Annotated in this window: 13 protein-coding genes; 10 read left to right on the forward strand and 3 right to left on the reverse strand. The window is 62.3% G+C overall.

All coding sequences use genetic code 11. The features are described from left to right. Positions 1–23 precede the first annotated feature (23 nt). The gene (locus LOM8899_RS11580) at positions 24–341 is read left to right on the forward strand and encodes a hypothetical protein (protein WP_093992391.1); all 318 of its coding nucleotides are present in this window, start codon (positions 24–26) and stop codon (positions 339–341) included. On the opposite strand, the gene LOM8899_RS11585 is transcribed toward LOM8899_RS11580, so the two are convergent. Next, the gene (locus LOM8899_RS11585; RefSeq protein WP_245820512.1) at positions 342–1,559 is read right to left on the reverse strand and encodes a UbiH/UbiF/VisC/COQ6 family ubiquinone biosynthesis hydroxylase; all 1,218 of its coding nucleotides are present in this window, start codon (positions 1,557–1,559) and stop codon (positions 342–344) included. Between the two features lie 85 nt (positions 1,560–1,644). On the opposite strand from LOM8899_RS11585, the gene LOM8899_RS11590 reads away from it, so the two are divergent. From LOM8899_RS11590 to LOM8899_RS11610, 5 genes are all read left to right on the forward strand, one after another. Continuing rightward, a complete protein-coding gene (locus LOM8899_RS11590) occupies positions 1,645–2,970 on the forward strand; it encodes an amidase (RefSeq protein WP_093992393.1) in 1,326 nt (441 codons plus the stop codon). Between the two features lie 121 nt (positions 2,971–3,091). Next, positions 3,092–4,264, forward strand: a complete 1,173-nt coding sequence (locus LOM8899_RS11595) for an aminotransferase class I/II-fold pyridoxal phosphate-dependent enzyme (RefSeq protein WP_093992660.1) — start codon at positions 3,092–3,094, stop codon at positions 4,262–4,264. 15 nt (positions 4,265–4,279) lie between these two features. Continuing rightward, a complete protein-coding gene (locus LOM8899_RS11600) occupies positions 4,280–7,354 on the forward strand; it encodes a DNA translocase FtsK (protein ID WP_093992394.1) in 3,075 nt (1,024 codons plus the stop codon). 76 nt (positions 7,355–7,430) lie between these two features. Continuing rightward, positions 7,431–7,838 carry a hypothetical protein gene (locus LOM8899_RS11605; RefSeq protein WP_093992395.1) on the forward strand — a complete coding sequence of 136 codons (408 nt, stop codon included), beginning with the start codon at positions 7,431–7,433 and terminating at the stop codon, positions 7,836–7,838. Between the two features lie 134 nt (positions 7,839–7,972). Further along, complete coding sequence (locus LOM8899_RS11610; protein ID WP_093992396.1) at positions 7,973–8,587, forward strand: LolA family protein; 615 nt, start codon at positions 7,973–7,975, stop codon at positions 8,585–8,587. A gap of 91 nt (positions 8,588–8,678) precedes the next feature. On the opposite strand, the gene LOM8899_RS11615 is transcribed toward LOM8899_RS11610, so the two are convergent. Beyond that, the gene (locus LOM8899_RS11615; protein WP_093992397.1) at positions 8,679–9,263 is read right to left on the reverse strand and encodes a transglycosylase SLT domain-containing protein; all 585 of its coding nucleotides are present in this window, start codon (positions 9,261–9,263) and stop codon (positions 8,679–8,681) included. Between the two features lie 220 nt (positions 9,264–9,483). Between LOM8899_RS11615 and hspQ the strand changes: the two genes are divergently transcribed. After that, the gene (gene hspQ, locus LOM8899_RS11620) at positions 9,484–9,810 is read left to right on the forward strand and encodes a heat shock protein HspQ (RefSeq protein WP_093992661.1); all 327 of its coding nucleotides are present in this window, start codon (positions 9,484–9,486) and stop codon (positions 9,808–9,810) included. A 365-nt stretch (positions 9,811–10,175) separates the two neighbouring features. On the opposite strand, the gene LOM8899_RS11625 is transcribed toward hspQ, so the two are convergent. Then, positions 10,176–11,750 (reverse strand): gamma-glutamyltransferase family protein, encoded by a 1,575-nt coding sequence (locus tag LOM8899_RS11625; RefSeq protein WP_093992398.1) that lies wholly within the window; start codon positions 11,748–11,750, stop codon positions 10,176–10,178. Between the two features lie 449 nt (positions 11,751–12,199). Between LOM8899_RS11625 and LOM8899_RS11630 the strand changes: the two genes are divergently transcribed. Genes LOM8899_RS11630 through LOM8899_RS11640 form a run of 3 tightly spaced genes read left to right on the forward strand, consistent with a single transcriptional unit; the run spans position 12,200 to position 15,598 of the window. Further along, on the forward strand, positions 12,200–12,769 hold the full coding sequence (locus LOM8899_RS11630; RefSeq protein ID WP_093992399.1) for a helix-turn-helix domain-containing protein: 570 nt from the start codon (positions 12,200–12,202) through the stop codon (positions 12,767–12,769). Positions 12,770–12,771: 2 nt separating this feature from the next. Further along, a complete protein-coding gene (locus LOM8899_RS11635; RefSeq protein WP_093992400.1) occupies positions 12,772–13,161 on the forward strand; it encodes a GFA family protein in 390 nt (129 codons plus the stop codon). After that, complete coding sequence (locus LOM8899_RS11640) at positions 13,154–15,598, forward strand: GcvT family protein (protein WP_093992401.1); 2,445 nt, start codon at positions 13,154–13,156, stop codon at positions 15,596–15,598. The genes LOM8899_RS11635 and LOM8899_RS11640 overlap by 8 nt, the downstream gene beginning before the upstream one ends. Positions 15,599–15,625: the final 27 nt, after the last annotated feature.

The raw sequence follows: 15,625 nt of genomic DNA on the forward strand, positions 1-15,625 counted from the left end.
CGGACCCGGAAAAGGAGCGGTTGATGATTCTCAAAATGACACCGGCAGACGAACTCGCATCGCTCCGCGCTCAGATCCGCAAACTCGCACGACGCGAGGCGCAACTGCGGTTTGATTTTGCGTCAGGAAAGCTGCCCACCACCGGGATGAACTGCAAGGTGACGGTATCGACCAAGCGTCACAAGGTTTTTTGCAAGGAATTGCTGCCAGATCACGTGCTTGCCGACCCGCGCTTTTGGCAGATGCAGGAAACGCAATGGGTCGACGTAAAGGCGCCGACTGTTACCGCGACACATGACGCTGCTCCGCTGACAGGCCCGGCGGCCAGTCGAATGCAGTAGTCAGCCTCTCATCAGACGTGGGAGATCTCCGGTAAGGCCGGCGGCCTCTCTCATGAATGTGCGGCGGAGTGACGGCGTAGCATTCACCGCGCCGATCCCCAGATCGCGCGCTGCCCGCAGGATCGGATTATCGTTTGAAAAAAGCCGATTGAATAGATCCGTCGCAACCGCGAGGCTTGCCGTGTCGAACCGTCGCCACTGCTGATAGCGGGCAAGCGCCGCTGCGCTCCCCGGATCCTCACCGCGCCGTCGCGCATCGGTCAGCACATCGACCAAAGCCGCCACGTCGCGCAGACCCGCATTCAGTCCTTGGCCCGCAATCGGGTGAACCCCATGTGCGGCATCTCCCACGAGGGCGAGTCGGTCATCGACGAACCTGTCGGCCAGCGTCAGGCCAAGCGGATAGGTGAATCGTGCTCCGGTCAGGGAGATCTCGCCCAAAAAGCTGCCAAACGCGGGACGCAAAGCATCAAGGAACCCGGCGTCATCCAATGCCATGATCTCGGCGGCGCGGCTGTCAGTCTCGCTCCAGACGATGGAGCAGCGGTTTTCCGTCAGCGGCAGAATCGCCAAGGGGCCGGACGGCATGAAGAACTGGTGGGCAATGCCGCCATGCGGTTTTTCGTGTGCCACGGCACAGACAATTGCGGTCTGGTCATAGCCCCAGCCGGTGCGCCCGATCCCGGCCCGCTCGGCTGTCCCGCTGCCGCGGCCATCGGCACCGACAAGCAAGCTGCCTTTGACTTGCTGGCCCGAGGCCAAACTCAGCAAGACGCGCGGCCCCGCAACGTCCTGCGTCACCACGGTTTCGCCTGCCAAATGGGTGATCGCGGGGGAGGCGTCCATCGCATCCAGCAAGGCTGCACGAAGATGCCGATCCTCGACCATGTGGCCCATCGGCCCTTCTTCGATCTCGGCGTGATCAAAATGGAGCATCCAAGGCGACGGCCCCTCGCCGGCGCGTCCATCTGTAACCTTGATCTCCAGCATCGGCTCTGCGTGCGGCGCAAGTTTGTCCCAAAGCCCGAGTGCGCGGAGCAACCGACACGATGCCAAGGCAAGAGCATAGGATCGTCCGTCGAAGTCCGGTGCCGCTCGTGTATCCCGCGACGTGGAGTCGATCACGGTCACGCCGAAACCGGCCCGGGCCAAAGCCAAGGCCAAGACCGGGCCATTCAACCCGCCGCCGACGATCAGGATATCGCTGTCATTTCTCATAGCCCGACATATGCGTCTCTGTCCGGGATTGTCCATGCGGCTGTGGGCCGCTACCAGTTGTGAAACATCAGTGGGGGACACAGAAATGGGCGATTGGCTAACCATGAGCGCCGCAGAGCTAGGCCGCGGGATCGAGGCTGGTCAGATTGACCCGGTTGAGCTGTGCAAGACCTATCTCGACGCGATCGGGGCCCATCCGCTGAAGAGCAGGATATATGCGCGCCTCACGCCGGAGCGCGCGATGACCGAAGCCGCCGCTGCCGCTGCTCGTGCCAAATCGGGGCAGCGATTGAGCCCTCTGGATGGCGTTCCGGCCAGTTGGAAGGACTTGTTCGATTCCGCAGGCGTGGCAACAGAGGCCGGCACCGCACTGCTGGCGGGGCGCATTCCCGATGCGGATGCAGCGGTTCTGGCAACCGCCACTGCGATGGGTATGGTCTGCTTGGGCAAGACCCATATGTCCGAGATTGCATTCTCGGGTCTTGGGTATAATCCAGTGACCGAAACGCCGCCCTGCGTGAACGATCCCGACGCGGTGCCGGGCGGGTCGTCCTCCGGTGCGGCCGCTTCCGTGGCCTTTGGGCTGGCCCCCGTCGGCATTGGATCGGACACGGGGGGATCGGTTCGGCTTCCGTCGGCCTGGAATGATCTCGTCGGGTTCAAGCCGACCCACGGCGCATTGCCTTTGGACGGGGTCGTTCCGCTTTGCGCCTCCTTCGACACAATCGGACCGCTGTGCCGCACCGTTGAGGATGCGGCGCTGACCTTCGAGGTCTTGGGCGGCCCACCCACGTCGCTGACCGGCGCGACGTTAAAGGGCAAACGGCTCCTGGTTGTCGAAACCGTCGGCATGGAGGACCTCGAGGACGCCCCCGCCGCCGCGTTCGAGGCCGCAGTGGCCAAACTGATCGCTGCCGGGGCTGTGGTCGAACGCGCCGAAATCCAGTTTCTGAAGAAGGCGTTTGAGTTGACCGCGACGGTTTATCCGGCCGAGGCCTATGCCTACTGGAAGCCCTATGTCGAGGCTGCGCCGGACAAGATGTTCTATCATATCCGAGAGCGGGTCAGTGCTGGTGGCTCTGTCATGGCCACGGATTTCATCGCTGCGTGGACCAAGCTCAGGGCGCTGAGGGTGAAATGGGCCGAGGCGACGCAGGGCTATGATGCGGTAATCTGCCCGACGGCCCCAAACATGCCACCGAAGGTGGAGCGGATCACATCGGATGATGCCTATTACGTTTCCAGTAATCTCAATGCGTTACGCAATACACGCATCGGCAACCTGATGGGGCTCTGTGGGCTAAGCCTGCCTACCGGCACACCGTCATGTGGTATTTTGTTCAACGCATTGCCCGGTGAAGAAGAGCGATTGTTGCAGCTTGGGGCGGCGGCAGAGGCGGTCTTGACCTAAAAGCCACAAAGCGGAGTCTCAGGCCCCGGAAATTGTGTCGTTTTTCTGGACATCGAAGGGCAGCAGCGGCTAGTTTGATTGAAACGGGGCGACAATGATCCCGATGATTGAGGCAGCAATGGTGTTTCCCGAGCGGTTTTCGGACCTACCGGCCTATGCGTTCCCGCGTTTGCGGACTTTGCTCGACGCCCACACCCCGGGCGGCGATCCAATTGCCATGACCATCGGAGAGCCTCAGCACGCCTTCCCGGAATGGGTGCAGGACGTGCTCGCCGCGCACACGCACGAGTTTGCCAAATACCCGCCGAACGACGGCTCGCCCGAGCTGCTTGAGGCGATCGCGGCTTGGGTTGGTCGCCGCTATGACGTGTCGCTGAATGACGATCAGATCATGGTGCTGAATGGCACGCGCGAGGGGCTCTACAACGCCGCGATGGCGCTTTGCCCCGAGGACAAGAACGGTCGTCCGGTGATCCTCACGCCGAACCCGTTCTATCAGGTCTATGCCGTCGCTGCCCTGTCGGTGAATGCCGAGCCCGTCTATGTAAGTGCGACCGCCGAAACCGGCCATTTGCCTGATTTCGCGAGCCTTCCAGATGCCATTCTGGATCGGACCGCGTTGGCCTATATCTGTTCGCCGGCAAACCCGCAGGGGGCCGTCGCTTCTGCGGAATATTGGCGCAGCCTGATCGCGCTTGCCGAGAAGCACGATTTCCGGATTCTCGCGGACGAGTGCTATTCCGAAGTGTGGCGGGACGCTGCACCGGTGGGGGCGCTGCAAATCGCCAAAGAAATGGGAGCAGACCCCGAGCGTGTTCTGATCTTTCATTCCTTGTCAAAGCGGTCCAACCTGCCGGGTCTGCGGTCCGGATTTGTAGCGGGCGGTCCAAAGAGCATCGCGCGTATCCGTCAACTCAGGGCCTACGCAGGCGCACCTCTGCCGCTGCCGTTGCAACGGGTTGCCGAAAAGGTCTGGGCCGACGAGGCGCATGTCGACGAGAGCCGCGCGCTTTATCAGCAGAAATATCAGGTCGCAGATCAGATTCTGGGTGATGTGCCGGGCTATGTCGCGCCCCCTGCCGGATTTTTTCTGTGGCTGCCGGTGCAGGACGGAGAGCAGGCTGCGCTCAAACTCTGGCAAGAGACTGGCGTTAGGGTGCTGCCCGGTGCGTATCTCAGCCGCGATACCGCCGAGGGAAACCCCGGCGCAGGATATATTCGGGTCGCGATGGTGGCCCCGACACAAACGGTGCAGCGCGGGCTCTCGCAGCTTCGCGACTGCTTGTACGACTAAGAGGCGAGGGACGAGATGGCATATCAGACACGAGGTCGGGATCCGCTCTTGGACAGCACGACGCAAGCCGTGCTCGAAAAACGGAGCAAAGAACTTCTGGGCATCGGGCTGATCGTTCTCGGCGTCTTGGCCGCCATGATGATTGGCAGCTATTCTCCCGACGATCCCAACTGGATGCTGGCCTCTGACGCACCGGTCAAGAATTGGCTCGGTCGGTTTGGCGCGTCGCTCGCTCAGCCGCTTTTCATGATTGGTGGAATGGCGACCTGGGGCATTGCCGTGACACTTTGCGTATGGGGTCTCCGCCTCGCGGCTCATTCCGGAACGGATCGGGCTATGGGGCGCGTCGTGTTCGCGCCGATCGCCATAGCCGTGGGTGCCGTCTACGCCGCAACGCTTTCCCCGCCGGCCGGTTGGCCGCACAGCTTCGGCATGGGTGGCCTGTTTGGCGACACGGTTCTGAGCGTGTTGCTGACCATTCTACCCCTAGGGGCAGCCGTCGGAGTGAAGCTTCTTTCCTTGGCCGCGTTCGTCGCTACTTTGGCGCTGGCAGCATATGTGTTGGGCTTCACCAAGCAAGAAATCGGCCAGCTTTGGAAGCGCTTCGTCTTTGGGCTGGTTGTCGCGTATGATCTTATCCTGAAGGTGCTCGGGCAGGGCGCTCAAGCGTCTCTCAAGGCCGCTCACGGCGTTCAGAGCCGTGTTCAGTCGGAGATCGAGAACCGGCGCGAAGTGTCGCGGGCCGAGCGCGAGATGCTCGAAGCCGAAATGGCGGCCGAAAGAGCGATTCCTGCGCCGCAGGTCCAAAGCCCCTCCGAGCGCGCTGCCGCCGTAGTTCGCGCGAACCCCGCCATGCCGACCGGCCGCGCGATGCCGGCTTCGGCACCACAAGTCACCACAGTGCGCCGCGAGCCGGCCACCGAAGCCCGTCCCACCGCCGCACCTCGCCGGATGCCGCCGGCGGCCGGCGCAGCGCCCCTTGTCGCGCCTGCCCGCGCCGCGGAACCGCAGCCCAGCGGCTTCCTTGCTCGTATGCCATCGCTGTTGAAGCGGTCCGAGCCCGTCCCCAACACCATGCCTGAACCCGAGTTGATCGAAAGCGACGCTTGGGCAGGTGAGACCGAGCCGATGGACGGCGATCGCATCAAGGCCCGGATATCGGACGCGATCCGCAACCGCTCACGCGGGGCCGCTCCCGTGCGCGTGGAGCCACAGGTAGAGCGACGCCAGGGCCCCAAACCCCTAGTGCTTGACCTTGGCCCCAAGCCGCCCGCCGAACCTCCTCTCACGGCCCCGACGATTTCCTCGGTCCGGACTGCGCTGCCGCCTTCGCCGGATTTGATCGAAGAGGATGACGCCGACCTTTCGACGGACAACATGTTCATAGAAGATGACAACGACTGGTCTGTTTCGGCCGACAACACGCCGCACACTCCGCGAGTGGCACCCGTTTCTGCACCCCGTCCGGCAGAGCCGCGCAAAGCTGTCGTTCAGCATTCGGCCAAGCGCACTATCCAGCCTTCAACCCGTGCCAAGGCCGAAGCGCAGCCCGCCCTTCCGCTGGAAGAGAAATTCTCAGACTACGAGCAACCGCCGTTGAGCCTGCTGACCAATCCGTCCGAAGTCGAGCGTCATCACCTGAGTGATGAGGCCTTGGAAGAGAATGCCCGGATGCTGGAAAGCGTTCTCGACGACTATGGCGTCAAAGGCGAAATCGTGTCCGTTCGTCCGGGCCCGGTGGTCACGATGTATGAGCTTGAGCCGGCACCGGGTCTCAAGGCCAGCCGGGTCATTGGTCTGTCGGACGATATCGCGCGGTCCATGTCCGCCCTGTCCGCGCGTGTTTCGACCGTGCCGGGGCGCAGCGTCATCGGTATCGAATTGCCCAATGAGAAGCGCGAGATGGTCGTTCTGCGCGAAATCCTCGCCGCCCGCGATTTCGGTGACAGCCAGATGCGCCTACCTCTGGCTCTGGGCAAGGATATTGGTGGTGAGCCGATCATCGCCAACCTCGCCAAGATGCCTCACCTGTTGATCGCAGGGACGACCGGTTCGGGTAAGTCCGTGGCCATCAACACGATGATCCTGTCGCTGCTCTACAAGCTGACTCCAGAGGAATGCCGGTTGATCATGATCGACCCCAAGATGCTGGAACTCAGTGTCTATGACGGCATCCCGCATCTTCTGTCACCGGTGGTGACCGATCCCAAAAAGGCCGTCGTGGCCTTGAAATGGGTCGTGGGCGAGATGGAGGAACGCTATCGCAAGATGTCCAAGATGGGCGTGCGCAACATCGACGGCTACAATGGTCGGGTGCGCGAGGCGCTGTCCAAGGGCGAAACCTTCGACCGCACGATCCAGACAGGCTTTGACGAGGAGACCGGCGATCCGATCTTCGAGACCGAGACGATTACGCCAGAGGTTCTGCCGTTCATCGTCGTGATCGTGGACGAGATGGCCGATCTGATGATGGTGGCCGGCAAAGAGATCGAGGCGTGCATCCAGCGCCTTGCACAGATGGCTCGGGCGTCGGGGATCCATCTGATCATGGCCACTCAGCGTCCGTCGGTGGACGTGATCACCGGCACGATCAAGGCAAACTTCCCCACCCGGATCTCGTTCCAGGTGACCTCGAAGATCGACAGCCGCACCATTCTGGGCGAGATGGGGGCCGAGCAGCTCTTGGGCATGGGTGACATGCTCTATATGGCTGGCGGCGGCAAGATCAGCCGTATCCACGGACCGTTCTGTTCGGATGAGGAAGTCGAAGAGATCGTCAATCACCTCAAGGGCTTTGGTCCGCCGGAATACATGTCCGGCGTGGTGGACGGTCCTGACGAGGCGACCGAGTCGAGCATCGACGCAGTCCTCGGCCTCGGTTCCAGCGATGACGGAGAGAATGCGCTTTACGATATGGCCGTGCAGATCGTGGCCAAGGACCGCAAGTGCTCGACCTCCTACATCCAGCGCAAACTGGCGATCGGCTATAACAAGGCCGCCCGACTGGTCGAACAGATGGAAGACGAAGGCGTCGTCTCATCTGCCAACCATGTTGGAAAACGCGAGATCCTCGTGCCAGAGGTGCACTGACAGAGACAAATGGGGCTTGGAAGAATGCGATTCGGTTGATTACCGTGGGCGGATATTCTGCCATGGAGATTGACCGATGCGTATTCTAGCCCTTGCTGCCGCTATTGCGATTGCCGTTCCCGCGACGAGCCAAGCCCAATCCGTCATCGAAGCCTACTACGCCGAGATCAGTCAGCGTGACATGTTCAATTCATCCGGTACCCGGCTGACCGATCTGGGTGCGATTCTGCAGCAGGATCGGGCCAATGTGCACCGGTTTGGCAAGCGCGATCCATCCGACGAGATCGACCCGTTTTTTGGGGATCGTTCATTGCGTGCCCAAATCCCGCAGCTCTATGCCCGAGGAGACACCGATCCCCTGATTGCGCGGATCATTACCGGTGGCAGCCCCCTTCAGGTTCTGGTCTTGCTCTGTGGTGGCAGAGCGCAGCCTGAGTATCTGGTCGTGGATTTCGCTGACGGCGATGGCAACCGCGGCTGCTAGGCCTGCAGGATCAGCCGGTTATTGCCTGACAGGCGATTAATATGGCCGTGATATGGAATAACGGGGGGCAATGGCCCAGATATTCTACGACGATGCAGGGTGCATTTGCCCTGCGGTAGGATTAGGTAGTGACCATGACCAATATCACACGACGCACCGCGCTCCTTGCGCCTTTCGCCCTGTCCTTGGCGCTGGCTGGCCCCGCAATGGCCCAGCAGCTTTCACTTGCCGAGGTTTCGACATACCTGAACCGCCTTCAAACCGCGACGGGTGGCTTTACTCAGATCAATGGCGGCGGGACGATCTCGACCGGCCAGATCTATATCAAGCGCCCCGGTCGCATTCGGTTCGAATACGATCCACCGGAGAACAGCCTTGTGATCGCGGGCGGTGGTTCGGTGGCGATATTTGATCCGCGATCCAATGCAGGCCCCGATCGCTATCCGCTCAACCAGACCCCTCTGTCGATCATTCTGGCGCGCGACGTGGATCTGACACGGGCGCGTATGGTCACTGGTCACACCTCTGACGGCACGACGACGACGATCACGGCGCAAGACCCCGACAGGCCGGAGTATGGATCTATCCAGATGGTCTACACGGCCAACCCCGTCGAATTGCGCCAATGGATTGTGACAGACGATACCGGTCAGCAAACTACGGTTATCCTGAATGATCTGCAGCGCGGCGGATCACTGAACGATATTCTGTTCAATATCCAAGCAGCCGAGCAGTCATTCGGGAACTGATCTCAACAATCGACCGACTGATCTTGGCGGAGCCGCAGGTTGACTGCGGCTCCTTTCGTTTTTGTCCGACAAAGCCCAACTGGTATTTGGCTCAGGCCCTGCCGCAGCTCACCAACTGCGCCTGATAGAGCGCAGCCCGCGATTCCAGTTCACCAGCGATCCGAACCAGCCAAGCCTTTGAATTGTAGCTCCCCCGCCGATACCCTGTCCGGCCTTCGTGGTAGGCAAGGTACTGGTTGCGGGTATCGGAAAGCGGAATGCCCAACTGGTCACGGGTCTGGGTCATATACCATCCCATGAAATCGGTCGCGTCGCGGATATCATCACGGCGAGACCGGCGGCCACCGACGTCCTCGACATATTCGTCCCACGTGCCATCCAGAGCTTGCGAATAGCCGTAGGCGGATGACTGCCGTCCGATCGGGATCACACCGAGCGCATATTGGTGCGGCGGACGGGCGTTTCCAATAAATTTGCTCTCTTGGTAAATAATCGCCATTTGGACGTTTACGGGAACGCCCCATTTCCGCTCGGTTGCGCGAAACGCCCGAAGATAATTCGGCCGTTCAGCCACTATACTGCACGCGTTATCCAGTTCTCGGGGCGCCTGGTAGTCTCGGCTGCCACAACCGGCCAACAAGGCCAAAAGAACCATCGCGCGAAAGAGTCTGCTCATCTGCCTCTCGCTCTATTTTGTTTTTTTCGACCATAGCGTTTTTTGGCCGCTCTGTGAACGGGCAAGCCGAGCATGTGCGCTAGAATTCGCGTGATGTCGGTAAACCGCCGATCGCCGGAAATGAGCGGGGATGCACAGACTGTTTCTGCATTTGCCGGCCCTAACCCATAGACTTTTATAGGTTTAAGGGCGTATGAACGAAGGAGGGGCAAAGGATGATATGTTAAAAACGCGCGCCAAATACCACCTGGGCCAGATTGTCCGGCACCGTAAACACCCCTTCAGGGGCGTGGTTTTCGACGTGGACGCGATGTTTTCGAACACTGAGGAATGGTACGAGGCGATCCCGGAGGAGAGCCGCCCCCAGAAGGATCAGCCATTCTATCACCTGCTCGCCGAGAACGATCAAAGCTACTATGTGGCTTATGTTTCAGAACAAAATCTGATTGCCGACTATTCCGGCAGACCCGTCGAACATCCCGATCTCGAAGATCTCTTCGGTCCGTTCGAGGATGGACATTATCCGCTTCAGGTTCAGTTGAACTGACCGCTGCCGAGCAGATAGCCGCACCATTTCACCTGATTCGTTAACACGCTCCACCGCGAGAAATCGGGCTGCGGTTTGCCGTCGGTCCGACGTCGGTATGGCGTCGGTGTCGTTATCGGCGCAGGCAGAATCGGCCGCCGTGACAGGACGGCGCTTCTCATTTGCGAAACGTTAAGCACCGGCCTGTAGGATCCCGCCGCCCGATTCTGGCGACTCCTGCCGGAGAGAGCGGGAAGGTGGCGCACGGCACGGCCGATATCGCCTGCCCCTAGCCTCATGGCGAAGGGGGCAGCCAAACTCCGCACATCGGATTGCCCCGAGGTCCCGCAACGGCCGACGGTTGACCGCCAACCCTGACTTGGCGGTCAATAGCCCAGTGCCATGCCGTCCTTGCGGGGGTCTGACCCGGCGCTGAGCACACCGTCTTCGCCGATGAGGATCGCCTGCGCCCCGCCGATGGGCCGCGGCGGCACCACCACGTCGTGCCCCAGATCGGCCAGTCCCTGATGCACTTCGGGCGCATAGCCCCGCTCCACCAGCAGCTTGCCGTTCTCGAAGAAGCAGCGTGGACCGTCGATCGCCTCCTGCACGTCCATGCCGAAATCGCGCATGTTCGTCAGGAACCGGGCGTGGCCGATGGGCTGATAGCCGCCGCCCATCACCCCGAACGAGCCAAAGATCCGCCCGTTCTCGCGCAGCATTCCGGGAAGGATCGTGTGCATCGGCCGCTTGCCCGGCCCGGCCTCGTTCGGGTGCCCTGCCTCGAGGGTGAATCCCGCCCCCCGGTTGTGGAATGGGATCCCGAATTTCTCGGAGGCGAGCCCGGTACCGAAGTCCTTGAACACCGAGTAGATCAGCGAAACCGCCATCCGGTCCTTGTCGACGACGGTGAGGTAGACGGTTTCCTTGTGCACCGCTTCCGCGAGCGGCGCGGGGAAAGGCAGCGCCTTTTTCATCGAGATCAGCTTGGCCAGTTCCGCCGCCGTTTCCGGGGCCAGCATGTGCTCCAGCCGGGAGACGTGGTCGGGATCGGCGATGAACCGGTTGCGAGCATCGAAGCCGAGCTTGGCGACCTCGGCCTCCAGATGCGCCCGTTCGGTGCCGAAGGGGTCCATCTCCGACAGATCGAAATGGCTCAGCATGTTGAGCATCAGGATCGCCATGGCCCCGACACCGTTCGGCGGATGCTCGAGCAGGTCGACCCCGGCGTAGGTTCCCGAGATCGGCTTGCCATAGTCGCTTCTGGTGTCCTCATAGTCCTGAAGGCTGTGGGTGCCGCCGAGCGCCTGAAGGCTCGAGGCCATGTCCTCGGCGACCTCTCCGGCGTAGAACCCGTCCCGTCCCTCCGTCGCGATCCGCCGCAACACCTCGGCCAGCTGCGGCGCACGAAATATCTGCCCGGCGCGCGGGGCGGAGTCGTCGATTAGGAAGTGCCGGCGGGCGGCCCCCTTGAGCTTGTCTTGGTGCATCGCCCAGTCAAGCGCCGCCCGAGGGGCGACGGGGATGCCCGCCTCGGCGTAGTGGATCGCGGGGGCGAGGCTGGCCCTCAGCCCGATCTTGCCCCAATCCGCCGACATCCGGCAGAAGGCATCCACCGCCCCCGGCAGGGTGACCGCCTCCGGCCCGTCCAGCGGCACCGTGGCGTGACCCGCGTCCCGCATGGCCGCGGCGCTTAGTCCGGCAGGCGCACGGCCGGATCCGTTCAAGGCGACAACCTCGCCGCCGGGCGGACTGATCAGGGCGAACAGATCACCGCCAATGCCGGTCATCGCCGGTTCGCATTGGCCCAGCAGAACCGCCCCGGCAATGGCCGCGTCCACGGCATTGCCACCCGCTTCGAGAAGTTGCACCGCGACCTTGGCTGCCAATGGATGAGACGTCGCGCACATGCCGTTGGTCGCATAGGCGACAGACCGGCCCGGACGTTGAAAATCGCGCATAATCGCCTCCCTCAAGTGCTTGGACGCACACTATCGCCGTGCGGCTCAGATGCAACGTCGTTTGGGGGCGTAAATCTCGACGTCGCGCTACTGGGTGGGGGCTTTGTCACGCGACGCCGAGAGAAGCTATGCAGCTACGCCCCTGTTTTCGGGGACAAACCGGGCGGGAGCATGATGACATCGTGTCATGTTTGCGGCGATCCGTCGGGCTGCAATCGCCATGCCTTCTTTGGGTCTGAAATATCCTCGGGGGGCCCGAAGGGCGGGGGCAGACAGCCCCCTCTGCCCTATCGTCTAGGCGGCCCGGATCATCAATGGTGGAGCCTTTGGTATAGCGGCCCTCCGGGGGGAGTTTTCTTGGCCAAGATGAAAGGGCGTGAAAATTGCCTTTGAAATTTCACGAAGCTGTGGAAGGGTTGCGCAAGAAGCCCTTTTGCACGCGAGTCGCCATGCGCCATGAGATCCCACCCGAGGCCCGGACATTGGGGGCGGACCTGCGGTCGCTGCGACGGTCGCGCGGACTGACCTTGCAGGCGCTGGCCGATGAGTTGGGCCGCTCGGTCGGCTGGCTCAGCCAGGTGGAGCGGGATATGTCCCAGCCCAGCGTGACGGATCTTCGACAGATTGCCGCCGCCCTGGACGTTTCGGTGTCGAGCCTGTTCCGTGCCAAGGCTCCTCCGGAGGAGGAGGGTCTGATCGTCCGTGCTGGCGCCCGTCGTCCGATCGGTAGTCGTGAGGCGGGCTTGGTCGAGGAGCTGCTCTCTCCCGATCTGACGGACGACTTCGAGGTTCTTCATTCCGTCTTTCAGCCCCACGCCAAGATCACCGAGCCAGTTTCGCGCCCGACCCAGGAGGTCGGCTATGTGGTGTCGGGTAGATTGGTCCTGTGGATCGAGGGCGACTATTTCCATCTGTCGCCGGGCGACAGTTTTCGTATTCGCGGCGAGCACTTTCGCTGGATCAACCCGCATGATGTTCCCTGCGTTGTGATCTGGGTCATCGCGCCCCCGGTGTATTAGGAGTGCCCGCATTGAGAGGAACCTGTTCATGCGGCGCGGTCAGCTTTGTCACCGGTGTCCCGGTCCGTGATCCGGCTGCCTGCCATTGTGGCCAGTGCCGTAAGATGTCCGGCCATTTCTGGGCGTCTGTCAATGTGCCTTTGGACGGGCTGACGATCGAGGGCGAAGTGCGGTGGTACGAGTCCAGCCCGGCGGCCAAGCGCGGTTTTTGCCCGGTTTGCGGATCGTCGCTGTTCTGGAAAGCCCATGCCGAGGACGAGATCGCTGTCGCTTTGGGCGCGCTCGAGGCCCCAACCGGGCTGCGCCTGGAGCGCCATATCTTTGTCGCCGACAAGGGCGACTACTACGACATAACTGACAGTCTTCCGCAGGAGGCACTAGAGAATGGCTGATTTCCCCACAACCGCCCGCGTGGTCATCATCGGTGGCGGCGTCGTCGGCGTCTCTGCCCTCTATCATCTCGCCAAGGCCGGTTGGACCGATTGCGTTCTGCTCGAGAAGAACGAGCTGACCGCCGGTTCTACGTGGCATGCGGCTGGCAACTGCCCTTCGTTCAGCACCTCTTGGGCAGTCATGAACATGCAGCGTTATTCGCTGGGCCTGTATCGTGGACTGGCCGACGAGGTCGATTACCCGATGAACTATCATGTCACCGGCTCGATCCGCCTTGGCCATACCAAGGAGCGCGTTCAGGAATTCGAGCGCGCCAGAGGCATGGGCCGCTATCAGGGTCTGAGCCTCGAGATGATGCAGGTCTCCGACCTCAAGGATCGCTATCCGTTCATCGAGACCCATGATCTGGCCGGTGCTCTGTACGACCCGGACGACGGAGACATCGACCCCGCCCAGTTGACACAGGCCCTCGCCAAGGGGGCCCGTCAGATGGGCGCCCGCATCGAGCGTTTTTGCCCCGCCACGGGCGTCTCTCGCGAGGGGGGTGAGTGGATCGTTCATACCGACAAGGGCGATATTCGCTGCGAGAAGGTCGTGAATGCGGCCGGCTACTATGCCCAGCGCGTGGGCGAGTGGTTCAAGCCCTATGGCGGCCGCACCGTTCCGATGGCCGTCATGAGCCATCAGTATTTCCTGACCGAGCCCGTCCCCGAACTGGAGGCATGGAGCAAGGAGCACGGCAAGCTCCCGCTCCTGCGCGATGTCGATAGCTCCTACTATCTGCGTCAGGAGAAATACGGCCTGAACCTCGGACCCTATGAGCGCAACTGCAAGGGCCACTGGATGACCCCGGACGACCCGATGCCGGAGGATTTCAGCTTTCAGCTTTATCCCGACGATCTGGAGCGTCTCGAGTGGTATATCGAGGACGCCATGGCCCGCGTCCCGCTGCTTGGCCAATCCGGTGTCGGCCGTGTCATCAACGGCCCGATCCCCTATGCCCCGGACGGCCTGCCGCTGATCGGCCCGATGCCCGGTGTTCCCAATGCCTATGAAGCCTGTGTCTTTACCTTTGGCATCACCCAAGGCGGTGGCGCGGGCAAGGTCTTGGCCGAGTGGGTGACCGAGGGCCAGACCGAGTGGGACATGTGGGCCGTCGATCCCCGCCGGTTTACCGATTACACCGATCAGGACTATTGCAACGCCAAGGCCGTCGAGGTTTACGGCCATGAATATGCGATGCATTTCCCGCATCACGAGTGGCCGGCCGGCCGTGATCGCAAGGTCTCTAGCCTGCACGACCGTTTGCTCGAGGCCGGCGCCGCTATGGGTGCCTACGGCGGCTGGGAGCGCGCCAACTGGTTTGCCAAGCCCGGCGACGACACCTCGGAGGCCGCCACCCAGACATGGGACCGCGCCGGTCCTTGGGCCGTTCGTATCAAGGAGGAGTGCGAGGCGGTTCGCGATGCCTGCGGTGTCCTGCCGATCTCCGGCTTCACCCGCCTCTTGGTCGAGGGCCCCGGCGCCCGCGATTTCGTCGATAGCCTGACCGCCAGCCGCCTGCCCCGCGAGGGCCGTATCGGTCTGGCCTATTTCCCCGACAGCCGCGGCCGTATCGTCACCGAGATGTCGGTGATGGTTCATGGCCCCGACAAGGTGGGTCTCATCACCGCTGCCGCGGCCCAATGGCACGATGCCGAGCATCTTTCGCGGCAGGCCCCCGAGGGTGTCACCGTCACCGATCACTCCAAGGCGGCCGAGTGCTTGCTTGTCACCGGCCCGAAGGCCCGTGAGATACTGGCCCCCCTCACGGACGCCGATCTGGCGCTGCCGTGGCTGTCCGTTCAGGAGCAGGCGCGCGTCGCCGGTGTCGACTGTTCTCTGCTTCGCGTTTCCTTCGCCGGCGAGCTTGGCTGGGAGCTGCATTGCGCGGTGGCCGATGCTCCGACGATCTGGGACGCCGTTGTCGCCGCCGGTGCCAAGCCCTTTGGCATGTATGCCCTGAATGCCCTGCGCATCGAGAAGGGCTATCGCGCGTGGAAGGGCGATCTGTCCACCGACTACACTTTGCTCGAGGCCGGGCTGGACCGCTTTGTCGATTGGGACAAATCAGACTTTCCCGGCAAGTCCGCCTTGGAGGCCGAGCGCCGGACGGGCGCGGCGAAACGCTTTGCGATCCTGACGTTGGATGACCCCGGCCCGTGCGATGCGCCTTATATGTCGACCGTTTGGGACGGGGACGCCGTGGTGGGAGAGACCACCAGCGGTGCCTGGGGCTACCGCGTCGGCGCGTCGGTCGCCTTGGCGATGATCCGACCGGATCTGGCGGTGCCGGGAACGCGGCTGGAGGTCGAGATATTCGGCGAGCGCCGTGCTGCGACGGTTGCGCCCGATGCCCCGTTATGGGATCCGGCGAACGCGCGTTTGCGGGCGTAGGGGGCTGTCTGCCCCCCGGCCTGCGGC

The sequence above is a fragment of the Flavimaricola marinus genome (assembly GCF_900184895.1).
In the GTDB taxonomy this organism is placed as follows: Bacteria; Pseudomonadota; Alphaproteobacteria; order Rhodobacterales; family Rhodobacteraceae; genus Flavimaricola; species Flavimaricola marinus.